Source organism: Mastigocoleus sp. MO_188.B34 (genome assembly GCF_030065675.1).
GTDB lineage: Bacteria > Cyanobacteriota > Cyanobacteriia > Cyanobacteriales > Nostocaceae > Mastigocoleus.
Genome location: NZ_JASJDK010000131.1, coordinates 1 through 23395 on the forward strand (window position 1 = coordinate 1; position 23395 = coordinate 23395).

Consider the following 23395-nt stretch of genomic DNA (forward strand, 5'->3'; position numbering starts at 1 on the left):
GTAGTAGCGCTTTAGCGCTAAAGCGCTATTACGAGCCAAATACGAGTATTTTATATTTATTTACATAGTTTACTTTTTTCTTGCCTAATTACTTTCACTCTAATTCGCGAATAATCGTAGGTTCAGAAACTGGTTTAACAAGTTCTGGACGAAAAATAGCATCTAGTGCCCGATCCAGTGTTTTTGCCATTGCAATTTGGTTTTTATAAGCCACAATGACACGGGCGAGTGTAGGTAAACCCTTTTGCCCTGCTTTCAGATAGAGTGGCTCAACATAAAGTAGTGATTCCTTAATGGGTATTACCAGTAAATTTCCCTGAATTACTTGGGAACCCTCTCGATTCCAAAGGGAAATCTGCCGGGAAATAGCTGGATCTTGGTTGATACGGGCATCAATCTGCTGAGGTCCGTATATGAGACGTTCTTTAGGAAACTCGTAAAGCAACAGCTTTCCATAGTTATTGCCATCAGAAAGCGCTGCAAGCCAAGCAGTTAAGTTGTTATAACCAATAGGAGTGAAAGGAAGTAGCAGAATAAACTTTTCAGATTTTCCTGTGGGCAATGTCATAACTGCATAGTAAGGATCTATAGCTTTGAGCTTACTGCCATAGATTTCAGTTGCGATTTGCCACTGGTCTTCTCTATTGTAGAAAACTTGAGGATCGCTCATATGGTAGCTTAACAGTCGCTCTGACTGAACCGCAAACAAATCTACTGGATAGCGAATGTGGGCACGCAGGGTTGGGGGCATTTCATCAAGGGGATGAAACAGTTTGGGGAAAATGCGTTGCCATGTACGAATTAAAGGATCTTGATTATCTGTAACGTAAAAAAATACAGATCCATTGTAGGCATCTATAACTACCTTAACACTGTTCCGGATGTAATTGAATCCTTCTATACCTGGCTCGGAGTAGGGATAGCGATCGCTTACTGTATAGGCATCTACTATCCAATACAAGTAGTTGCGTTCTTCTGGAAGTTTATTCGAAGGAGAACCAAGGGAGGGCGCTTCTTCATTAGCTGAATATAATGTAGGGTCAGCAACAACTAGGTAAGAGTCGCGGTCGTACTTCAAAAATGGAGCAATTGCCTGGAGACGCTGAATAATATTGCGTCGAAACAATAATTTAGTTGACGGTGTAAAGTTACGCGTTAGCAGTATGCGCCCATCTCTTAAATAAACAGAAAATACCAGGCGCTGCCACCAAGTTCCAACTGCTACACCTCCCTGACCATCGTAAGTATTGTAAATATTCGTATTACCTTTAGGAAAGTCTAACTCCTTTACCTTACTAGGAGCCATGATGTAATTGTTAGTAATTTGACCGTAGTAAATACGAGGATGTCCGATGGGTAGACTGGCGGCAATACTCTCACTTGTGGTTCCCAGCAGACTATTACCCTCAGAAATTTTACTGATACCAATATCTTTGAACAAGTAGTCAGGAAGTCCACCGGCACCAACGGCATTTACGAGATTGAGGGTAAAACCGTACCCATGGGTGTAAACAAGATGTTCGTTGATCCAATTGCGAGCATTGGATGGTAGGGCAGTAACTTCCAGTTCCCTCGCTCCAATAATTACCTGCTTGCGTTCTGCCGTTTGAGTAGTTTTACTCTTGAGAGTATAGCGATCGAAATCGACATCGGGAAAGCGGTAGTAGGGGCGAATTTGCTGCAATTGACGATTAGTTGCTAACAGAGTTTTTTTATCCCAAAGACGGATATTACGGATAGTGGAGTTATTCTCTTGAAGATCGGCATAGCTGAGCGTGCTTTCTGGGTTGAAAGATTTAACCTCAATGTTTTTTAAATCAAATGCTTCTCGGGTAGAAACAATATTACGTTCAAGGTAAGGAAATTCTAGGGCTAGTTCGTTAGGTTGAACCATCAGGCGTTGAACTAGGGTAGGTAAAAGAATACCCCCAAACATTACCCCTATAAAATACAAGCTGGCGACAACCCAAGAGGTGCGGCAACGAAATCTAATAGCTTTTGCACCCATTATTGCTTGTAACCCTAATACCAATGCTATGGCGAGACAGAGAAAACTTAGTCTTGTTTCGATGGGTAATTGTAGGTTCAAATCGGTATAACCAGCACCATAAATTGCTCCCCGCGTTGAGTAAAGCAATCGGTAGCGGTTAAGCCAGTGGCTGAGGGCGAGCACCAGCATTAAAAATCCCCCCAATCCCTGTAAATGGCGCAACTGGATAGAAGTAAATCCTAAAAAATGCCCCTGGCTAAGACTGTCACCAGACAACAAATAAGTCATAGCTACAGCGGCTAAAGCATAGAGAGATACTCCCACCAACCAAAATTCCAATAATTCCCAGACGGGCAGGAAAAAAGTATAAAAGCCAAGATCTTGCCCAAATAGCAAATCGCTTTGGTTAAAAGGAGTAGGATTTAGGTAGCGCAACACACTAGCCCACTGGCTTGACCAAATTATGCTATAATCTATACTTAACAATACAGCAATTGCACTCAGGCAAAATTTGGTATAGAAAAGCAGAATACTTACAAAAGCAATTAATAGTCCTAAGTGCCAAGGAGGATATGATATTTCCCGCAAAACCTGCCAAATTATACCAAGACGGAATTGAGGTGGTAGGGGCGTGAATAAACTATTTAGGTTTGGATTGGAGTGCCAGTAACTAATTACGATCCGGGTACAGTGAAAAAGTATGATTGATAATGACAGTGCCAGTCCCAGCATCAACAAAAGTAATTGATAGATACCCAAACCTGATGATATCAAAGGTTTTGGTAATCGAGAGCGATATGATCTTCGTACCTTATGCTCCCCATCTTGGTGCATTGTAATTTTGAGGCTAATTCCGGAACAGGGATGTTTAAGGTGTTGAGCAAGAAACAAATTACCTAGCAACAGGCTTGCTGTCAAACTAAACACAATAATCCATAGCGACCCTCGTACGAACAGGGGTAACCAGAAAACATGTAGGTATCCAAATTGCCCAAACCAGAAACTCTCTGCGATTGCATAACAGCCAAAACCCGAGGCAAAGGCTAGTACTATTACTAGGATAAGTACCCGCCTACTCCATCTTAGAGAAAGCATATCTACCAGCGAGAAGATAAAAGGTGAGCTTTCCTTATGCTCACCCCCTACCTAAATTATAGTAATTCCAAAAGTGAGTCGTAACATTTGATAATCCAATCGAAGCTACTGCTGAGAATGGTTTTAGTTTACTCGTTCATTTTTTTTATTTATGACGAGAAAATTCTTTCAACAACTATAACGATTTCGATAATAAGCCAAAATTTTTTCTACTAAGATTCGACTTTGTTCGTCGAGATTTTCGTCATGCTCGAGCCATAAACCAGCAATTTGACTTTGGTTGTAATCAAACTCAGTGGAAGTTTGAGGAATTAAATCAATTTTCACTCCGTCCACTTGACGTAAATGTGCAGCGACCTCCCGATATACAGCTAAGGGTAAATTAGGAAATTCTATTTTCTCTTTAATTGTCGGCATAATAGAAATTTTTAGGTAGAACCGGTAGCAATTTGGGATGAAGATGGCACATTTAGAGAAGCTTCGATACTTTGAGATGTACTCTTTTCTCCGACCATTTTGGCTACCTCAATACCATATTGTTCCAGAATTACTACTGGATCGGAACCCTCATTAACTTCGATGCGTTTCACAAATACTCCATTGGAAAGTCTAGCACCGGAACTCACATATCTACTAGTTGGCTCAGAAGGAACTTTTATAATAGCTTGTGCTTTACCAGCAACTAAAACTACTCCTGTAACTTCCACCGCTCTTGCTAACTCAGGTTGAGGTGGAGGTGGTAACACAGAAGTAAGGTCGGGTTGAGGAAGAACAGCTGGTAAAGTTTTTGGTACTACCGAAACTGGTTTTGGTTTTGGTTTTGGTTTTGGTACATTTCTGGTAGCTATTTTTGCTGATAATTTATCCTTCAAACTCGGTCCGGTAGAAGCAGATATAACCTGACTTCTTTTCGGTCTAAGTGGTGGTAAGCTCGGTACTGATCTTTGCGGTTTTTGTTGTCCTTGGGCAACAATTACTTCATCAGTCTCTTTTGGTGTATTAGGAATTATGGGGGATATAATTCTTGCAAATGGGTCTTTCCGTCCCTTTGCTACAATATTTGCCCTTTCAGTGCTATCAGTGGAACTAATTAAATTTGGCGTTCTGGTAATTACTGTTGGTAAATCAGGAGTATTTTCTTTAGGAGCTACAACAGGATTATTAAACGGTTGTTGTTCCGTTTTTTGAGCTTGTTCTTCACTTTCATTTGAATTATTAGCTTCTTCATTTCCGGAAGAGCATCCAGCGATCACCAAAGCTAGGATAGTTGCAACTGAAATTGTTAAATTTTTGCCCATTAGCTGTTCTCAAAAGCCTTATTGTTAATAGGTTTGTCAAAATCTACCTTCTGAGATTTGTATTAAAAGCAAAACCTGTCACTGTTATAACCTAATTTTTTTTAAGTCAAAAGTTGCAAATAAGACTTTTACAATCAGTTAAAATACTGCTTAATTATTCCCTATACCTTGATGATAATTTTGAGCTTTTTAGGAAATAATATGCAAATCCAAACACAATATCTTTATTGATACTCCACATCTGAATACTTAACCATCAAGACTCTACCTCAAATGTGATAAGAGTAGAGTCTATCAGAATTCCTTCCTAAGCTTAGCCTGGATACTTTACCTGGATACTTTATGTCATAACTAATCGTCGTTTCCAATCATTATTGTTTTCAGAGACTCCAATCCTTTTTTGACGCGACGAGAAACAGTAACCACACTAATACCAAGATGTTCTGCAACTTGTTTTTGAGTCAAATCTTGAAAGAAAACAAATTCCAAAATTTCTCTAGTGCGTTTTTCCAGTTGTACCAAAGACTGTTGTAAACGAATTTGGTCTTCTTGTGCTAACTGAAAACTGTGGTATTGGCGATCTGGAACTAACTCTCCCAAGCAAGCAGAACTATCATCTCCATCTTGCACTGGTACATCTAAACTGAGAGGTGCGCGGTTAGCCCAAGCAAGTTGAATTTCTTGCCATTCAGATATGGAAATGTCTAATGCTGCTGCAATTTCAGAGTCAGTTGGTTGGCGATTATATTCTTCTCGTAAAGAACGGGAAACCTTTATACTTTGCTGTTGTAGTGCTAACCAACGTCGGGGAATTCTGACAGTAACACCCTTATCTCGAAGATAGTGTTGAATTTCACCGCGAATATAGGGAATTGCAAAAGAACTGAATGCATGACCCTTGGAAATTTCAAATTTTTCAATCGCCCGAATTAAACCCAAGGAGCCTACTTGAATTAAATCATCGTAGTTTTCTTGGCATTGATTTATCCAATAGTGAGCTTCTTTTCTCACTAATCCAAAGTTAAGTTGCACTAATTTATTACGAATTTCGGCGGAAGGATTTCGTTGATATTCCCGCAAAAATTGCCAAATTTCGTGCTTAAGTTCGTTGTTAACTATGGTAGTAGGCATGGGCACCTTATATCTTGCTCACACAATCGGTTGGACGAATAATCACCATATATTCGGTTTCATTTCTGTTTGCGAAGGGGTTGTATATTGGTTGAGTGATACTCATTCCTCAAAAGACAAATGAAAAAAAGGTATACGAAACTTGCTTGTATCGCGTACATCAAGATACAAGCTCAAATTCGCCAACGTCATAGTGTGTCAGACTAAGACGCTACCTTTACCAATCAAAAATATTTATGGCGACAACTTACAAATTTTGTGCTAAAAGTTTCGTGCAAAAAATCTCATGATTTTGAAAATTTTATGCTGAAAACTTTGCACGAAAAATCATTTGTCTATCATGACCCGTACTTTGAAAACAAACCCGGATAGAGATTGGCGATTTATTTATTAAAGTTTTCTAGTTTATTTAATTAGTGATGGCTTAACAGCCAAAGATTTCAAAAGACATAACGCCAAGATATTAAATTTCTTGCCCAATCTCAAACCGAAATAGTACTTAATTTAGATCCGGCTATTATTTATTGAATATTTAGATATCATCCAAAAAAATGACAAATATCGTCAAAGTTGTTCAAAATCGATCAATTTTCTGATAATTTTTCTTGTAAATCAGCTTTTTTCACCGATGTAAACACTTACAGTAGTCAAAATTTATAGCAGTACCCAGCACTATATATAATACTAAGTCCGGGTTAATTACCCCTAGAATGAGAGAGGGAAGTGTGGGAGGTGTGGGAAGTGTGGGGGGAAATCCCAAAAAATATAAAGGGGTTTTAAAAATCAGATTTGGTCTAAGTTCTGTTAACAACAAAAAAATAAAAGTGTTATTCAATAACACCCTTAAATGCTTTATATATAAACTTTTTCCTCTAGGCGTTGCTGAATGAAAGTATGAATCATGACTGTAGAGACGCGATATATCGCGTCTCTACAAGGATCTCAATTGTGTAAATAAGAAAATTCATATCATAAATCAGCAACGCCAACTTTTTCCTCTATTTACTGGATCATTTAGAGTAAGATTTGGGTTCGTAATTTGCTAACCAAACTTGACTTGAGATTTTATAGCCATTACCAATTACCAATTACCCATTACCTGTTACAGATAATTACAGAATCTGAGTTCAGATTAGGCGTAAATTTAAATTTCCGCAAATGCACGTTCAATTAAACGTCTTGCTAAGGTTTGAGTTCCAGTATGCTCGTAGTAATTAGTGCTCAAATCTAGGAACGCAGCGAGATAATCTAACTTACTATCAGCAATATCAACAAAATTTAAGATACTACCAGTAACTTTCTCAGTGCTTAAATTCTGGGATGAAACTAGATCGGACATCCAACCTTGGACAGAATCAAAACTAGAACCAATAAAGTTAAGTTTTCCTTCAGCACTCTTACCGGGAATATATTCTTTAAGATTATTGAAAGTTTGGTTTTGTTCTAAATCCTGAGGACTTGTCCTGGTGAGAAAAGATTGAGTTTGCTTAATAAAATCAGGACCAAGGGGAATTAGACCGTCCACACAAACTAGTGCGACCATCCGCATCAAAGATTCACCGCTATATTCACCCAAGGAACCAACAAAGTCACCGATGCTATCACCAGGAATACCATTAATTTGGCAAAAAGCTAACAATTCAACAACTAATTTCAAACAAAGGTCTATAGTTTGGGCTTTATCAGCTTTGGGTGTAATGTTAGTTAAAAAACCCAAGAGAGGTATTTTTTCTCCAACTTTATTTGCTAAAGCTGCTGTACTCAATAGTTTATCGGTGCTATCAACGGTTTGATAAAGCCACATCGCCCGTTGATATCCCTGAGAGCGATCGTTATAAAGATAAATCGCTCTTTCTCCAATTGCTTGAATTAAATCTTCCTCTGTTTCGCCGGTAATATGCTTAATTGTGTTGACAAAGCCAACTATATTCTCCCATTTCCCAGGCATGGCGAAGTCTAGAGCATTTAGCATCGAAACGGTCAAACCACCTGTTGGTAGTTCATCTACCAATTCAAAAATCGGTTTACTCACGGTAGTCTCCTGATTATTTTATGGTTGGGCTGATTGAAACGGTTGGGCTAATTGGAATTATCAAACAATAATGCCGGACAATAATTTCTGACAGTCATTTCGGACAGTAATTAATTAAGTTGTGCTAATCCCCTAAGATTAAATCTTTCAATCCAATCTTCGCGATCGCTAGCAGTAAATGAAGGATCCTTAGAAATTACTGCAACCTGATATTTATTACCAACAAGTATTGATGTTTTACTATTACCGGTCAAAACTGCTGGATATCCGATAATTTTTTTGTCACTGTTAGCATACTTTGCTGCTGAACCAGGAATACTACTGGTATCGGAAATTGACAACAGCGCCATATCTTTACCGTCTTTCTTTAATTTAGCTTGAGCAAAACCCTTTTTCTCTTGGCTATATACCCGTTGATATCCGTCTGCAGCCCCAGGGAAGAATTTGTTAAACTCGCTACCTTGAGTTGCATCTTTTACAACTGCTTGACCACTTCTTTGACGACTACTTTCCTGTTGTACTTGGTCAAAACGTCCTGGTGCTTTGGTCGCACAAGCTGTAGTTGTTGTCAGTAACAACAAGGAAATTAATATTGCAGCTAGTATTTGTCTTCCACGCTTAATAAGCATATTTTTACTTCCTATACCTTGAATAGCTATACCTTAAATTATTTATTTTCAGGCAATAATCAGCACTTTACGAGAAAAAGACGGGTAAAATTTATCTTTTATTAATTAGGTTGTCAAATACTATAATTACCTGGCTTGCTTAATCAAGGTTTATGGGTAAATAACTATAACTACATAACTATGATAATAATTTTGAAGTTAGTGATTGAGTATGGGTAATTGGTAATGAGTAATGAGTAATGGGTAATTGGTAATTGGTAATTGGTAATTGGTAATTGGTATCTCCTTACTTCTTACTCCTGACTCCTTACTCATTACTCATTACTTCTTACTCTACGAATCTCGCTGAGCTATTACAGCGTAAAATGGATCTCCAGCACCTGCAAACCATTGGAATACATTAGGTACGCTCGAGCGGCGAATAATTATCTCTGGAGAACTAAATCCTTCCACAGATTTGAAGTAACCCTTAACTAACTCCACCCTTGTTGCTTCGGAATTTTCTCTCCACACTTGGATTGCTTTTTGAAAGAACATCCGGTTAGAAAAACTGATAATTGCAATTCCTCCCGGCTTAAGAATCCGATATATTTCCGAAAATACAGCCTCTGGGTACTGTAAATATTGCACAGAGACACAATTGAGGACAGCATCAAATTCCTGGTCTTTTAAAGGTAATTTGGGATTTTCATTCAAGTTTTGCACGAAGTAATTATCTAAGCATGGGTTCCGTGCTAATTCTTCTGCGTTGAGTCCATGTCCTTCAATATGAGCAAATTCCATTTCTGAAGGAAGATGAGATACCCAACTGCTCATCATGTCAAATATTCGAGTATTTGATTTCAGACGCTGAGAATATAAATCTGTTAATTGTTTAATAAAACCTTCGTCTACGTGGGTGACAAAGCGGGGATAGTCATAAAATAATTTATCGTTTGTATCGTCTAACTTGGTACGTTGATTTGGTCTTAGCAGCATATAATCTCAGTGTCCACAGTTCAAAATTCAAAGTTCACAACTCAAAGTTCAAAACTCAAGGTTCAAAACTCAAAGTTCAAAATTCAAAGCTCAAAGCTTTTAAAAGTCCAATTACTAAAACTGTTAACATTTAACACTTTCTTGTTTAATAAACACTTGAGAAAAGTACTCTGGTTTATCAATATCTTTGCTTTTTACATCAAAGCCCTTGTTATTTGTAAATAAGGAGTTGTAAAAAGCTATTAACGAAGCGATCGACATTCTGTATTTTGTCAATCTCTTTACATATTTTAAATATACGTTATACAACTTTACAAATTATTCTCAAAAGTTTCAGGTGATTTGAAGTTAATGGTTTCGCGAATCAGTTCTATCCAAAATATTTACCAATTTCTCTGGAAATGGAGAGGATTTCCTTATTTAAGTTTATTGTTTTGGGTTCTCCCACTTTTGTTATTCAACTCTGAGCAACAAAGTTTGATGGCTCATGATGAGGGGCTTTATGCTTTGCGATCGCGCCGCATGGTAGACTCTGGGGACTGGATAAATCCCTGGGACAATCCCCATCATAAAACTCCTGGTTACTATTGGTTGGTTGCAAGTGCTTTTCGTTTATTTGGTATTAGTGAAATTAGTGCTCGTTTACCGAGTATTATTTTGGGAGTTATCAGTATTTTACTAATCTATGAAATCGGTAAAATTCTGCTCAGCCCAAAAATTGCTTGGTTAGCAGGAGTGATTTTATCTGTAGAATTCCTATGGTTGCAATATTGTCGATTAGGAACGCCTGATATACCTTATATTTTCTTGGTTTTACTGGCGATTTTTGCCTTACTTCAAGCGGAAAGACAATCAAAAATTAGTTATATTTGGGGCTCAGTTTTTGGTTTATGTTTAACTTTAGGCTTCTTACTCAGAAGCTTTATGATTTTGGTTCCCTTCAGTGCTTTATTCCCCTATTTAATTATCGAGCATCATCGCCACAAGCATTTAAAAAATCCCATGATATATCTTGGGGCTATTGTTGGATTAATTCCAACATTGATTTGGGTATATTTAAGCTGGTTACATTATGGCGAACAAAGTTGGCAGGAATTATTTAATTTTGCAGCACGTCTGAGTTCCACAGAACGTTATGGGAATGGAATTGGATATTATTTGTGGAACGTTCCAATTAAGTCTTTCCCCTGGAGCTTATTCGCTATTTTCGGTTCATTTTTAGTAATAAAATCGCCAGTAAAAGACTATAAATTAATATTAGTTGGAACTCCACTCATCATACTTAGCGAACTTACCTTATTTTCTACAAGACTATCTCATTACAGTCTTTCAATTTATCCATTTATCGCCTTGCTGGCAGCAGTAGGATTAAGCAAATTAATTGAAATTTATAACTTAAAAATAAATGATAAGCTGAAAAATAATAAAAACAAAAATCATCAATTTAAATCAAGTAAAATTAGTAGGAAAAATCAAAAATCTCTTTTTCCATTAATACTTTTAGATATTCCAGCTTTAAATACTAAAACTTTAAATACTAAGACTTTAGGTTCTAAAAAGTACTCTTCTAAATATTATCAGCTGATAAAAATTTTGCCTCAAGCTCTGAGTTATATTTTTGGTCTTTTAGGAGGAATATTATTCTTAGCCAGTATTGTTGTTTTCATTTGGATTAATGGAGATATTCGCAACTATGCAACTCTGGCATTAATATTGGGAACTGGTTGGTTAATTTTACCCTTGGTATGGATTGGTCGTTGTTACTATGGTAAAAAGTTATTCTCGGCTAACTACTGGTTAGCTGCTTGGCTAGTTCCTGTTTGGTTAACATTGGTTGTTGCTGGTAGCATCGGTTTGTTAGGAGACTACAACACCGATTTCAAAAATTTTATTCAACAACCATCAATCGCTCAGGTTTTAGCAAATAATTCAGTTAACTTTTTACAGGTCGGGGGCAAAACTGGAGTATTAATAAACTTTTATACATCATTACCAGGTCGTCAGGTTACAACTACTGCCGAATTAGAAGATTATAGTTACACCTGGATTAAAGGCAACAAAATAAATAACTTGTCTCAGAATTTTCGTGTAATTGGCAGTATAAAAAAGTATAAATTAATTCAAGTTTTGCCACAAGACAAATAACTATCTTTAAGTGTATTAATTCACCCAATGGCTTCCCAATCAGATAAACTAGAATCCTTGGAGTCTTGGCAGGAAATTCGGGCTCCATACAGTTTAAGTTACCGAGTTAAGCTGCTTTCTCAACTTCTTGCTCGTCGATTCTCAGAAAGACTAGAACCATATGGTTTAACTCCCTTCCACTGGATTGTTTTATGTTGTTTGTGGGAGGAAGATGGTTTATCTACTTCTAGTATTGGTGAAAAACTTAAACAAGTAGGAGCAACGTTAACCGGCGTACTCGATAGAATGGAAGAACGCGATTTAATCTTCCGTAAAAGAGATTCTCGCGATCGCCGGGTATGGCGTATTTTTCTCACAGATGGAGGAAAAGAACTGCAGAGCGTACTGCCACAACTTGCAGTAGAATTGCGAGAAGAAGCGATGTATGGAATTTCCCACGAACAGCAGGAAGTATTTTCTCAATTTTTAAATTTGGCGATCGCTAATTTGTCTTAATATTTCCTTTGTGACTTGAATTTGTTCTGGCGTAAATGCTGCTTGTTTCAAGTGACTTTTTCTGCTTCGAGTTCTACTGACTTTTGCATCGCTGCAATTGCTTGGGAATAGCGTCCTTGTTGTCGATATGACAATCCCAACTGTCGATACTCACCTGCAGAATTTGCTGCTGATACTGGTGTAATACTCCCAATCAAAGCACTAAAAACAATTGCACCAAGTAAAAATTTTCTTCCAATCAAAATCTTCATAAACTAGAGTTCTCTAGTAGATTTGTATTTATTTCATTTAAGGTTTGTTCACTTGAAGTTTGCTGATAAATAACTAGCCTCAATTTATTTCATTCCCAAGCGTGGCTTAATTATTGCTATGACTTCTCGTCTGGTTTTTTGGTATAAAAATATACCTTATTGCTTGCCACAACAGTTATTTAATCTTTTGTAAATTTAGAAGGTGTTTATAAATAAAAAATAAAATTATTGTAGGGTGTGTTAAACCTATTACCATATCTCACTTTCGACAGTAACTTGAATAGGTTTAACGCACCATATAACATCGGTGGGGTACGGCACATTTTGAATTATTCAAACAATGAAATCCTGATGTTGCCGTAATCCAAACGACTTTAGAATTTATTTACAAACATGCTCTTAGAAATACCAAGGAAAGTTGCACGAAGTGATTAAATTTGTTACTGTAAGTGTCCTAGGCGACAAAATTTCAATTATTTGAAAATATCTCTTTATATTGTTCGTAAAGAGACTGGATTTCTCTGAGTGCATCTAGTAAGCTGACAGCGTTAGATACTTTTTAGAGTTGTATTTGAATTTTTGAGTGGACGTAAAGCATCAAATGATTAAAAACCAACTACAAATATTTAGCTGGTTAATCCAAACAATTAAAGCTAGATTCTTCGTAGCACTTTCTGAAGATAAAATTCTGAAGATGAAATTCTGAATCCCAGGTTATAAACCTAAATTTCCGAAGTAGAAATAAATCCTTAGCTCTTTTTCAAAAATTATATTTTTTATCTGTGCATTTACCAACTTCAGTAATATATCCCTCACGTATATATCTCGAGCGGGATTGTTTGATGAGGTTAGATTGTAAGAATTGAAGAAAATAAATGCTGGCTGCTTAGCAATTTTCAATATTTTAATTGACTTGAAAATCACTTTAATAGGTACTAGCATCAGTACTTTATGGGAACATCTATTAGCAATACCAGCATCAAAATAACTGAATTTTTCTACAAAGATATAAACAATACACAAATGTTCCCATTTATGCGAGCTTGTTAAGCTTCAACCTTTACACCACGCCAAAATGCAACATAGTTTTCAAAATGTTTTGCTTTTTCCTTGGCGTTGGGATAAAACCAAGCAGCATCTCTATTTATTTGCTCGTTAACTTCTATATCGTAATAGTTAGCAGTACCTTTCCAAGGACAACTGGTATGTGTATTACTTTCTTTTAAATACTGCTTATTAACTGAATCAGGGGGAAAGTAATGATTACCATCGATAACTATAGTGTCATTACTTTGTGCTAGAACCGTGTCATTCCAAATTGCTTTTGTCATGAATTTGTTTATTTAGTAATTGTGTACATAAAACATTATCAATCTTGAGGTGACTATTTTCATAAAAAATGATTATCAGCACTCAGTAAATAATTTACCTCTATGCGCCTAGAAATAATTTGAAATCGGTCAATAAGAAATCAATAAGCCAATTAATTAATAACTCAATCAATAAATTCCCAACAAACATATAAGAAATTATTAGACCAATCGATAAGTAAATTCAATGGCAAATTTCAAGCTTTTATGACTGCGGTTACAAATTAAACTGGTGAGGTAAATAAATGAAAAGAGCGGTCTTTTTCAGTATCGATGAAACACTGACAACAAATATTGCTAGTGATTCTTTGAAGGAACATCCTCAAGACGTAAAAGTTTTACCAGGTGTAGAAATTGCACTTAATTATTACCAAAACCAAGAACCGTCGTGGTTAATGATAGGAATTAGCAATCAAGGAGATTGGGAATCAATGGATCGAGATACTGACGAACCTTTCAAGCATCTTGATCGCACAATCACAAAGATGCAGCACACTTTATCTTTACTATCACAATTACGTGCAATTTATTTTTGCTCTCACTCTGAAGGAATTAACTGCTGGCGAGTAACTCATCAAGGAGCAGTCAAAATTTCTAAATATTTAAAAGCAAGTGAATTAAATTTGCAAGAAAAATACGCATTCCGCAAACCAGGAGCAGGAATGATATTTTTAGCATCTTTAGATTATGATATCGATTTAGATTTATCTTGGATGGTAGGTAATTATCCAGAAGATGAAGGTGCAGCAAGAAATGCTCAAATAGAATTTGTGCGCACAGAAAATTGGATTCAAAGGTTTTTATGAGTAATGAGTAATGTTAGCGCCTAGCGGTAGCGTACCGGATCCGCTAGGTAGCGCAGCTAGAGCCTGCGGCCTCGGCGAAGCCTCTAGGTAAGTAGTTGGACAAAAATATTTATGTCATTGCGAACGATAGTGTTAGACCGCAGCAAAGCTGAACGCGGAGCGCGTCCTCAGCAATCTCAAAGCCTTGCGTTAGCGTTAGCGTGTCCGACAGACAGGACATATGCTACGTTATGCTACGCTCCACTAGCCCGCAGCAAGCTGTTCACCGTAGGTGCGTGCTAACGCAATGACAAATATACAATTAATTTTCTCCAAGTACTTATTGCGGGGCGCGTAGCTAGCGTAAGCGTACCGGATCCGTAGGTAGCGGCTCCGCAGGTAGCGCAGCTAGAGCCTACGGCGACGGCGGAGCCTCTAGCTATAGGTATTGCGCACAGTAATAAGTAATGAGTAAGTAATGAGTAAGGAATGTGGATTAAATAAAGCACAAAAGTAGGGTGCTGTTGGCATCGCGTAACGCACCATTCCAAATTTCAGAATAACAGGTTATTAAATTCTCATTCCTAAGGAGTAACCTTAGCCTGTAAGGAGGTGGCGTTACCCATAAACTGTTAACTAATAGCTGATAACTCGACAAAAAAGTGGGGAAAATTTCCCCCACATTTAACGAAACTCTGTTTTGTTACCTAAGAGCTTCGCGATTTGATTTCTGTAATTCTGAATTTCTGTGCTGTGATGAACCAGATTCTGGTGGAAAAGAAGGACAAAATTTAGTTTGGGCGCTCATGCAGTCCATATGTGGTATTTTGGCACATACCACCAGTAATGCACCCAACACAAACAACAAACCGGAGATTGATAAGGCTTGAACCCAAGATATATCCAGTGCTCCATGTACAACAACTTCCCTCAGCAAAGAAACTATTGCAATTTCTACCGCTACTCCCACCGCGATACTGTGTTCTTGCAAATAAACCACAAGTAGTCGGAATAATTCCACCAAAATTAGAATGAATAGGATTTGAGCCGTTACCTGTTTGTAATTAAGAGGTTGGGATAAAGCACGAAAAATTCCCCACAATTGCAATAGCATCACGGCAAACATGCTGCCACATAAAACCATGACAATTAAATCCTGAAAGGCTTCCATACTACCAACAATCCAGTTTCTGTCAATCCAGCGATCACAAAACATGAATCGACTTTTCTTGCGCTTTTTCATGAAGGGTACCAGTTACAAAAGGAAATGCATTGCATGAAATTAAGAAACACACCAGCCTCCTCCATCTCCCCAATCAAAATATTTAATTATGTCTTTATTTTGCCGCGATCTGTTTGATTCTCACAGTATTAGAATTACCCATTAACGGCGTTGATAGTTATTAGTTTGTATTTGTTCCAGTAATTGTCCTGCTCGCTGAGCCCATTGATTATTTCCATTCGTTGCATATAAATCTCTTGCGTATTGCAACACTTGTGCGGCTTGGGGGTATTTCTTTAATCGCATAAACACCATCCCCGCTCCATAATAAGCATCTGCATAATTATTATTAGCTTCCGCCGATTTTCTAAATGATTTTAAAGCATCTTCTAATTTACCTTGGTCAAACAAAATACTTCCCATACTGTAGTGCGCTTCTGCATACTGAGGATTGATTTTAATTGCCCGACGGAAATAATTTCTTGCTCTTTTTTTTCTACCCTGTTGTAGATAACATAAACCGGTATGATATGCAGGCTCTGGAGCTTTTTTACTATATTTCATTGCCTTTCTAAAAGCTGAAATAGCACGCTTACAATCCCTTTGTTGTTTGTATAACAATCCTAAATTGTAGTGAGCAATACCTTCTTTGGGATTTACTTCTAATGCCTTTTGTAAAAAACTATTTGCTTGAGTGAAATTTCCTCCTTCTAATAATGCTCCTCCCAAATTAGCATAGGCTAAAGCAAATTTTGGATCTGCTTGGATCGCATTGTAAAAGGCTGTAGCTGCGGGTTGTAATTGTCCTGACTGTCGCAATGCTAACCCTAAGTTATATTGGGCTGGGGCTAAATCTGGGTTAAGTTCTGTTGCTTTACGAAAAGCCTGAATAGCTTGTGGAACCTGTTGTGTTTGGATTAATTGTAACCCTTCGTTGAGAAAATCTTCTGCCGTTCTTCCAACATACTGTGCTATTATTTTTGTCTCGATTTTTTTTCTTGTTTCTAATGATATTTCTAATATTTCTAGATTTTGTGGTTTGATAACAGCATTGCGATTAAGATTTGAAGTTTGCAGCAAAGAAGCAGAAATTGCAGTACTAGGATATAAAGCTGCTACCAATGATATTAAACCACCGAACAAGATAAAACTAGAGCGAGTATAAAACTCATATTTATGAAGTAGTAATCGCATAGTTGTTTAAACTCAATAGTTATTGTTTTAGTTTGGTTTTAGTTTGGTGTGTTTTTTGTTTTAGTTTAATTTTGATTTATCTATACTTAGATTTTGATACAACGGAAAATATTCCCTAACTTCATTTTTCTATAAAAATATTTGTAATACTTAACCGGGATTGCAGTAAATCTTACAAGAAAATACGATTTTGACCTGCAATGATAAAAAACAAGATAATCTCAGATTAAAGCGAGATAATCTCAGAAATGACAGCGAGATCGTTCTCAAACAAAAGTATTTTATCCCTGAAATTATAGATGGGGTAAAACCAATGTTTGTGCGTGATGCGCCAAGGAGGTTTTATGCAAGAAAAAGTCAAATCGGGTTCGCGTAACGTAGCAATTGTCGGTCCCTATTTAAGTGGCAAAACCACCTTGTTGGAAAGTTTGCTATTTGTTACAGGAGCAATTTCCCGCAAAGGCAGCTGTAAAGAAGGTAATACAGTAGGAGATAGCTCCACAGAAGCACGTGCTCGCAATATGAGCGTAGAAGTAAGCGCTGCTAGCACCAAGTATGAAGACACTAATTTTACCTTTATTGACTGTCCGGGAAATGTAGAGTTTGCCCAAGAAACCTACAATGCTTTAATAGGAGTTGACGCTGCAATAGTTGTTTGCGAACCCGCTAACGACCGAGTTCTGACTTTAGCCCCCCTATTTAAATTCTTAGATGATTGGGAAATTCCCCATATTATCTTCGTAAATAAAATGGATCGGGCAAATAATCATGTTATTGAAGTATTAAACGCCCTCAAAACAGTTTCTAGTCGTCCCCTTGTTCCCCATCAATACCCAATTATGCAAGGTGAGGCGCTGACTGGTTTTATAGATTTAGTTAGCGAACAAGCGTATTTATATCATTCCGGCGCACCTGCACAACAGATCCCGTTACCGGAAGAACTTAAAGCAGAAGAACGCGCTGCTAGGGAAGATATGCTAGAAGCCCTAGCAGATTTTGATGACCATTTACTTGAAAAACTTTTAGAAGATATTGAACCACCCCAAGAGGAAATCCTTAAAGACTTAAAACTAGAATTAGGAGCAGATCTAGTTGTACCGGTTTTCTTCGGGGTTGCAGAACAGGATTATGGGGTACGCCCGCTACTAGAAGCGTTGATCCAAGAAGCCCCAGAACCTGAAACTACTGCGCAACGTCGCCAACTTGGGCAAAATCAAAATATTAATACTCCCATAGCCCAAGTATTAAAAACTTACTACACTCCCCAAGGTGGAAAAATTTCTTTAGTTAGAATTTGGCGAGGAACTTTAACTGATGGGATGGTTTTAAATGGCGTTCGGGCTGGCGGAATTTATCGCCTCACTGGACAACAACAAAAGCTACTCAGAAAAGCTGAAGCGGGAGAAATTGTTGCTCTGAGTCGCTTAGATAATATCTACACTGGCGATACTCTATCTATTGAAGCCCCCACCAATGGTGAACAAGAACCTGTAAAAGAACTACCCAAAGCTGAATCTCTTAGACCAGTTTATGCTTTGGCGATCGCTCCCGAACATCGTAAAGATGAAGTTAAACTCAGTAGTGCGATCGGTAAATTATTAGAAGAAGATCCATCTTTGGCTTGGGAACAGCATGGCGACACCCACGAAGTTATTCTTTGGGGACAAGGCGAAATTCATTTGCAAGTTGCGTTAGACCGTTTACGGCGTAAGTATAACTTACCGATGTCTACACATATGCCCCAAGTTGCTTACAAAGAAACGATTCGCAAACCTGTTGATTCTATTCACGGTCGCTACAAGCACCAAAGTGGCGGTCACGGACAGTTTGGCGATGTCTATTTAGATATCAAACCTCTACCCCGTGGCGAAGGTTTTAATTTTAAACAAACTATCGTTGGTGGTGTAGTTCCCAAACAATATATTCCCGGAGTGGAAACAGGTGTACGGGAATTCCTGAGCAATGGACCTTTAGGTTTTCCTGTGGTTGATGTTGCGGTAACTCTCACCAATGGTTCTTACCACAGTGTAGATAGTTCCGAACAAGCATTTAAACAAGCTGCGCGAGCCGCAATGCAAACCGGAATGCCGAAATGTAAGCCAACCCTCCTTGAACCGATTCTGCAAGTCAAAGTAAATACTCCCAGTGAATTTACCTCGAAAGTTCTGCAACTATTAAGCGGTAGACGGGGACAAATCTTGGGTTACGAAGCCGTAGGAAATTGGCAAGGTTGGGATAGCATTACAGCTTATTTACCCAAAGCCGAAATGCAAGACTTTATTGTCGAATTGCGATCGCAAACTTTAGGGGTTGGTTCTTTCAGTTGGGAATATGACCATTTACAAGAGGTTCCCGACAAGTTAGCTGACCGGGTTTTAGGGATGAATGGTGATGGTAATGGTAATGGTAATGGTAATGGGAAATAGTTTAAGCGGAGAAATTAATCTCAGATTAATTATTTCCAATTAACGTTGCTGATTTTAATGGTTAATAACGGACACTCATAGGGGTGTCCTTTTATCTGTACATACCATAGAACATAAGTATTAGTTGCAATTCAGTATAAAGATACAATATTTGAATAAAATCACCTGATTGTTGTAAAGACAGGTAACTTACCAGTTCTGTTGCATTTACTCTTACTTTTTTCGACACAACCCAGCATAAATTAGTTTCGTACAAATACGTATTTACTTGACGGAATCCTCTGTTTTAGGGCTTGAACTCAATCGTTCTTCACGAATAACTTAGATGTTGTTTCAGAAACTTAACCCTCAACTTTGACATTAAGCCAGCGGTCGCCCAAAAGATTTGATTTAGTTGCAACAGTTATTTGTAGATTTTGTCACTGATAACCTGGAATCGCAGTAAATCAGAGAAAAAAGTTACTGACTGCTTGACGTAAGTCTCAGATAAAATTTTTACAATAATAAATAAAACAAAAATAATTTACATCATGAATCTGAAACGTCAATCAGGAGGAAATAGCGCCTTAATTGCAACAGTTGCTATTATTTGGGGCTGTGCAACAGCAATGATGGCTGTTTGCATTCCGATGATAGACATAACAGACGATGCCATCATACTACCAATATTTATTATTTTAGGGGCTAGCGTATCTACCGTAGTAGCTTGGCGTAGTGGAAGTCGGGAGAAAGGAGAGATTGACGAATTAAGCAATAAGTTTCGAACAATACAGGAACGAGTAATAGATTTAGAAGCTATTTGTAGCGCTCAAGAGTTAGAAATCAACAAAAAATTTGAGCAGTTAGAACCGACAGACCAACATCGTTCTCGATCTTAACTGCCTAAGTTCAAACTACCAACAACTATGAATGAGTGACCCAAGCATTTGGCCGCAATATCAATAATATTGGTTTGGTGAACCTTTTTACCAAACCTTTTTATTTATGGGTTTTGATGTACTCCCTCAAAGAAATTTCTCCTGTATCTTCCATCATAAGTACTTGGAGAAAATTAATTGTATATTTGTCATTGCGTTAGCACGCACCTACGGTGAACAGCTTGCTGCGGGCTAGTGGAGCGTAGCGTAACGTAGCATATGTCCTGTCGGACACGCTAACGCTAACGCAAGGCTTTGAGATTGCTGAGGACGCGCTCCGCGTTCAGCTTTGCTGCGGTCTAATACTATCGTTTGTTCTAACGAACACGCAATACCTACGGTACGCTTCCGCTAAGCGCTAACGCAATGACATAAATATTTTTGTCCAACTACTTAGGAGTAATTGCTCGTGGGTGATGGCTAGGAATTTGGATTAGCCATAATCCACAAGCGATTATTCATGAGTTTTACGACGATACTACTCTCAAGTGTGAAGTATGAAAATTGGACACGCTGTTAGTACTACTGTCATTACTGGAAACTACACAGTTACGCCCATTTGATTTGGCTTGTAATAAATATCGGTCAGCACGATCCAATAAACTAAGACCCTTAGGGTCATCTTCACCGCGTAAACTTGCCGTTCCTAAACTAATTGTAATGTCAATCTTTAAGTCGCTGTTAATTGCAAAGGGTTGATCACTAACTACATGATTCAGACGACGAGCAACGGTGTAGGCTTCTTGACTTGTGGTATCGCTTAGCAGAATGACAAACTCCTCACCACCATAACGAAATGGAGTATCTTGATAGCGGAGATTGTAACGCAAGCGGGTACACAATAATTGTAGTAATCGATCGCCCACTAAATGCCCATGATTATCGTTGACTCTCTTAAAATAATCTACATCTAAAATAATTAGGCTCAGAGGTTTTCCAGTACTTCGCGATCTATCTATATGCTTGGGTAACTCCCATTCTAAAGCACGACGATTATTAAAATCTGTTAACGAGTCAGCTAAAGCGATTGCAGAAAGTACATCATTGGTACGGATTAAATCTCGATATTTTTGCGCTTTACGCAAACCTACGGTTAATTGTGCTAGCAATAAACGATGGCTAATACAAGATTCAATACAAAGAGTATTATGGTAATTCCTTAGTTCCTCTAAAGAATACCAAATATAAGCATCAGCACCTTGTCTGAGGGCTGTACAAGTTACATCCAACTCCCATTCACGACTCTGTTCCGTACGAGCGTCAACCAACCGAGGACGGTCTTCCAGCAAAATACAATATATCCACGATAACTTTGTCTGTTCTTTTAACCAGTTGCATAATTCCATACTTCCATCTTGACTCGCTTGGACAAGAATGACGTCTGGAGGAAAGTTTTGGATCCGCGACACCGCCTCGTTTAGGTTGGTAATCATTTCAAGACTAAAAACGTCTGTGTCACGAATTTCCTTGGGGAGTGTAGCTATAAATTTGTCATTTCCAAAGACAAAAATGGAAATGTTCATTTTATTACTTTTGCTTTTCAGATTACTTCAACTCAGGCTGTTTAAAAAATCGTAAATTTTACTGATATCCACAGTTATTTTTTGGTTTGCCCGTATTTTTGAGGTTGGGGAATTAACGGATATCTTATTCTTTTCTTTATCTGTTCAGCAGGTATTTTCATTTTTCTCCTAATAAAACTTGTATCTATACGAGTATTGTTGACATTTTTATTTCTGATACATAATTTCTGTCGAGATACCACTTATTTCAAACAGTAGAAATACTGAATCTTAAATATAACTTAAACAATTAAGCAGTATTTTCAATGAAAAACTATGTTTAATTGCTAACAGTATTTATAGTATGTTTTTTTATTTAATACTTATATTTAAGGATTTTAATAACACCAATCTGATATTTCATGTGGAGCCATGAATCAGCATATGATTTAAGATCAACGAGTAATATTTCGTAAATCCAAGATTTTGATAACATTTCCATTCTCTAAATTTAAGAAAAATCAGTTTTGCTCTTCATCATATTTAGCACACCTAGAAAGATTTACTTATCAGTAAAAACCGATATACATTGGGCATCAAAAAAATCTTATATGAATTTCTAAGCAATTAGTGTCTCCTGGCTTACTTATTCCTATGAGACAAGTATTTCAATTTACTAATTTTGTCATTAGACTTTAGTCGTATCTAAATATTTGCATCGTTTGTACATATATTGGTTTATAAATATCGTCATCAGACTTTAGTTAGATTTACTACTTAATATAAAAAAACAAAATCTCAGTTCTCAGTTACAGATTGAGCCTTGGTTAACCTTTATTTTGCTTATGCTCTATTATCTTGAAGCCCTACTGTAGTCATTGTTTTGACTTTTTGCCGCAGTATATTTTCTTTATTTTCTCATGACCTGAACTTCGTAAAATAAGTAAAAACCAGGCTTAAAAACTAAAGTTTCATCCATAACTAAGTAATAGTACTTGAATAAATTTACCAAGACTAATATAAATATTTGTGAATTCTGAAAAATAGAATTCTGAAAAATATTTTTATCCTTCAAGTAGATAAGCAAAATGATTTACTCAAAATTACTTGTTAAAAAAAATTATATATATCAACTTTTTAAATCTGTACTCTCTGATATCAGAATCTGCGCTTAGTTTCGAGAAGAAATAAAAGTTTTCCGTAGAAACTGGCAAAAATTTACTGTTACTGATAGTTTAGTCGTCGTCAAAAGATTAAAAGAAAATAATAGTTTTGATTATTAGCAATTTTTTTTAATTAAAGATAATAATATAAATTTCTTCTATAGTTAATATTTATCTTTCCTTAATGTTTTGTCTAATAGATTACAATCTACGTTATTTTCAACATAAATTTAAGTACAAACCTATCTACTGGGAAAATTTTTGAGATAGGTTTGGAAAATCATTTGACTGCTGAATAATTCTTTCCCATTGCTAAAAGCAGTTGGGATTTACCGCAACTAGACAATAATCTCAAAGCCAGCTGCATTTATTGCTTGTTTGATAAATTCAGAGGAGGTCTTTGATTCCACTATCACTATTTTATTTTCTACATCTACATCTACTTTGGCATCGGGTTCTATAACTTGGATTGATGTAGTAATTGCTTTTGCACAACCATTACAGTTAATATCCGGAACTTGTAACTTTAATGCCATAACTAATATTGTCGATTGACTTGTGATAAGGTGGACGGAAAGTTTTTTCCTTTAAAAGGGTAAAGCCGACCGTACAATAAAAATTAAGTAATTGTGCCACTATAGTGTGGCTGCACAAGAGTAAATTTACCCAAGGGGAAATGAGTAGTAAGTAATGAGTAATGTTAGCGCAGCGGGGCGCGACAGCGCACAGTAATGAGTAATGAGTAATGAGTAATGAGTAATGAGTAATGAGT

18 protein-coding genes are annotated in these 23395 nt (G+C 37.1%); 5 read left to right on the plus strand and 13 right to left on the minus strand.

Features of this window, described 5'->3' with window-relative positions; translation table 11 throughout:
- Positions 1-94: 94 nt before the first annotated feature.
- The 7 genes from QNJ50_RS23625 to QNJ50_RS23655 form a co-directional block, all read right to left on the minus strand.
- Positions 95-3085 (minus strand): UPF0182 family protein, encoded by a 2991-nt coding sequence (locus QNJ50_RS23625; RefSeq protein WP_300640421.1) that lies wholly within the window; start codon positions 3083-3085, stop codon positions 95-97.
- A gap of 168 nt (positions 3086-3253) precedes the next feature.
- Positions 3254-3502: a hypothetical protein gene (locus tag QNJ50_RS23630; RefSeq protein WP_300640424.1), complete on the minus strand. Its 249-nt coding sequence runs from the start codon at positions 3500-3502 to the stop codon at positions 3254-3256.
- An 11-nt stretch (positions 3503-3513) separates the two neighbouring features.
- Complete coding sequence (locus QNJ50_RS23635) at positions 3514-4383, minus strand: hypothetical protein (protein WP_300640427.1); 870 nt, start codon at positions 4381-4383, stop codon at positions 3514-3516.
- 351 nt (positions 4384-4734) lie between these two features.
- Positions 4735-5514 carry an RNA polymerase sigma factor SigF gene (locus QNJ50_RS23640; RefSeq protein ID WP_300640430.1) on the minus strand — a complete coding sequence of 260 codons (780 nt, stop codon included), beginning with the start codon at positions 5512-5514 and terminating at the stop codon, positions 4735-4737.
- A gap of 1144 nt (positions 5515-6658) precedes the next feature.
- Positions 6659-7546, minus strand: coding sequence for a hypothetical protein (locus tag QNJ50_RS23645; protein ID WP_300640433.1), 888 nt, complete (start codon positions 7544-7546; stop codon positions 6659-6661).
- A gap of 110 nt (positions 7547-7656) precedes the next feature.
- Entirely contained in the window at positions 7657-8175 is a 519-nt protein-coding gene (locus QNJ50_RS23650; RefSeq protein ID WP_300640436.1) for a hypothetical protein, read from the minus strand.
- Between the two features lie 333 nt (positions 8176-8508).
- Positions 8509-9153 carry a class I SAM-dependent methyltransferase gene (locus tag QNJ50_RS23655; RefSeq protein WP_300640439.1) on the minus strand — a complete coding sequence of 215 codons (645 nt, stop codon included), beginning with the start codon at positions 9151-9153 and terminating at the stop codon, positions 8509-8511.
- Between the two features lie 351 nt (positions 9154-9504).
- On the opposite strand from QNJ50_RS23655, the gene QNJ50_RS23660 reads away from it, so the two are divergent.
- Together QNJ50_RS23660 and QNJ50_RS23665 are read left to right on the plus strand one after the other, a co-directional pair.
- Positions 9505-11298 carry a glycosyltransferase family 39 protein gene (locus QNJ50_RS23660; RefSeq protein ID WP_300640441.1) on the plus strand — a complete coding sequence of 598 codons (1794 nt, stop codon included), beginning with the start codon at positions 9505-9507 and terminating at the stop codon, positions 11296-11298.
- 27 nt (positions 11299-11325) lie between these two features.
- Positions 11326-11793: a MarR family transcriptional regulator gene (locus QNJ50_RS23665; protein ID WP_300640444.1), complete on the plus strand. Its 468-nt coding sequence runs from the start codon at positions 11326-11328 to the stop codon at positions 11791-11793.
- 47 nt (positions 11794-11840) lie between these two features.
- Here the strand turns inward: QNJ50_RS23665 and QNJ50_RS23670 are convergent, their stop codons facing one another.
- Both QNJ50_RS23670 and QNJ50_RS23675 read right to left on the minus strand, forming a co-directional pair.
- Positions 11841-12044, minus strand: coding sequence for a tetratricopeptide repeat protein (locus QNJ50_RS23670; protein ID WP_300640446.1), 204 nt, complete (start codon positions 12042-12044; stop codon positions 11841-11843).
- A gap of 1046 nt (positions 12045-13090) precedes the next feature.
- The gene (locus QNJ50_RS23675) at positions 13091-13375 is read right to left on the minus strand and encodes a DUF427 domain-containing protein (RefSeq protein WP_300640448.1); all 285 of its coding nucleotides are present in this window, start codon (positions 13373-13375) and stop codon (positions 13091-13093) included.
- A 284-nt stretch (positions 13376-13659) separates the two neighbouring features.
- Between QNJ50_RS23675 and QNJ50_RS23680 the strand changes: the two genes are divergently transcribed.
- Entirely contained in the window at positions 13660-14220 is a 561-nt protein-coding gene (locus QNJ50_RS23680) for a hypothetical protein (RefSeq protein WP_300640451.1), read from the plus strand.
- Between the two features lie 682 nt (positions 14221-14902).
- On the opposite strand, the gene QNJ50_RS23685 is transcribed toward QNJ50_RS23680, so the two are convergent.
- Both QNJ50_RS23685 and QNJ50_RS23690 read right to left on the minus strand, forming a co-directional pair.
- Positions 14903-15442 carry a phosphate-starvation-inducible PsiE family protein gene (locus QNJ50_RS23685; RefSeq protein WP_300640454.1) on the minus strand — a complete coding sequence of 180 codons (540 nt, stop codon included), beginning with the start codon at positions 15440-15442 and terminating at the stop codon, positions 14903-14905.
- Between the two features lie 141 nt (positions 15443-15583).
- Positions 15584-16615, minus strand: a complete 1032-nt coding sequence (locus QNJ50_RS23690) for a tetratricopeptide repeat protein (RefSeq protein WP_300640457.1) — start codon at positions 16613-16615, stop codon at positions 15584-15586.
- A gap of 344 nt (positions 16616-16959) precedes the next feature.
- On the opposite strand from QNJ50_RS23690, the gene QNJ50_RS23695 reads away from it, so the two are divergent.
- Both QNJ50_RS23695 and QNJ50_RS23700 read left to right on the plus strand, forming a co-directional pair.
- Positions 16960-19041 carry an elongation factor G gene (locus QNJ50_RS23695; RefSeq protein WP_300640460.1) on the plus strand — a complete coding sequence of 694 codons (2082 nt, stop codon included), beginning with the start codon at positions 16960-16962 and terminating at the stop codon, positions 19039-19041.
- A gap of 530 nt (positions 19042-19571) precedes the next feature.
- Positions 19572-19919: a hypothetical protein gene (locus QNJ50_RS23700; RefSeq protein WP_300640464.1), complete on the plus strand. Its 348-nt coding sequence runs from the start codon at positions 19572-19574 to the stop codon at positions 19917-19919.
- Positions 19920-20425: 506 nt separating this feature from the next.
- On the opposite strand, the gene QNJ50_RS23705 is transcribed toward QNJ50_RS23700, so the two are convergent.
- Both QNJ50_RS23705 and QNJ50_RS23710 read right to left on the minus strand, forming a co-directional pair.
- Positions 20426-21481: a diguanylate cyclase gene (locus QNJ50_RS23705; protein WP_300640467.1), complete on the minus strand. Its 1056-nt coding sequence runs from the start codon at positions 21479-21481 to the stop codon at positions 20426-20428.
- Between the two features lie 1480 nt (positions 21482-22961).
- Positions 22962-23159 carry a heavy-metal-associated domain-containing protein gene (locus QNJ50_RS23710; RefSeq protein ID WP_300640470.1) on the minus strand — a complete coding sequence of 66 codons (198 nt, stop codon included), beginning with the start codon at positions 23157-23159 and terminating at the stop codon, positions 22962-22964.
- Positions 23160-23395: the final 236 nt, after the last annotated feature.

Coding starts and splice junctions, on each gene's coding strand:
- QNJ50_RS23625 (WP_300640421.1), bottom strand. CDS start 3,085: ATGCTTTCTCTAAGATGGAGTAGGCGGGTACTTATCCTAGTAATAGTA.
- QNJ50_RS23700 (WP_300640464.1), top strand. CDS start 19,572: ATGAATCTGAAACGTCAATCAGGAGGAAATAGCGCCTTAATTGCAACA.
- QNJ50_RS23695 (WP_300640460.1), top strand. CDS start 16,960: ATGCAAGAAAAAGTCAAATCGGGTTCGCGTAACGTAGCAATTGTCGGT.
- QNJ50_RS23635 (WP_300640427.1), bottom strand. CDS start 4,383: ATGGGCAAAAATTTAACAATTTCAGTTGCAACTATCCTAGCTTTGGTG.
- QNJ50_RS23630 (WP_300640424.1), bottom strand. CDS start 3,502: ATGCCGACAATTAAAGAGAAAATAGAATTTCCTAATTTACCCTTAGCT.
- QNJ50_RS23650 (WP_300640436.1), bottom strand. CDS start 8,175: ATGCTTATTAAGCGTGGAAGACAAATACTAGCTGCAATATTAATTTCC.
- QNJ50_RS23670 (WP_300640446.1), bottom strand. CDS start 12,044: ATGAAGATTTTGATTGGAAGAAAATTTTTACTTGGTGCAATTGTTTTT.
- QNJ50_RS23675 (WP_300640448.1), bottom strand. CDS start 13,375: ATGACAAAAGCAATTTGGAATGACACGGTTCTAGCACAAAGTAATGAC.
- QNJ50_RS23685 (WP_300640454.1), bottom strand. CDS start 15,442: ATGAAAAAGCGCAAGAAAAGTCGATTCATGTTTTGTGATCGCTGGATT.
- QNJ50_RS23690 (WP_300640457.1), bottom strand. CDS start 16,615: ATGCGATTACTACTTCATAAATATGAGTTTTATACTCGCTCTAGTTTT.
- QNJ50_RS23665 (WP_300640444.1), top strand. CDS start 11,326: ATGGCTTCCCAATCAGATAAACTAGAATCCTTGGAGTCTTGGCAGGAA.
- QNJ50_RS23640 (WP_300640430.1), bottom strand. CDS start 5,514: ATGCCTACTACCATAGTTAACAACGAACTTAAGCACGAAATTTGGCAA.
- QNJ50_RS23680 (WP_300640451.1), top strand. CDS start 13,660: ATGAAAAGAGCGGTCTTTTTCAGTATCGATGAAACACTGACAACAAAT.
- QNJ50_RS23705 (WP_300640467.1), bottom strand. CDS start 21,481: ATGAACATTTCCATTTTTGTCTTTGGAAATGACAAATTTATAGCTACA.
- QNJ50_RS23660 (WP_300640441.1), top strand. CDS start 9,505: ATGGTTTCGCGAATCAGTTCTATCCAAAATATTTACCAATTTCTCTGG.
- QNJ50_RS23710 (WP_300640470.1), bottom strand. CDS start 23,159: ATGGCATTAAAGTTACAAGTTCCGGATATTAACTGTAATGGTTGTGCA.
- QNJ50_RS23655 (WP_300640439.1), bottom strand. CDS start 9,153: ATGCTGCTAAGACCAAATCAACGTACCAAGTTAGACGATACAAACGAT.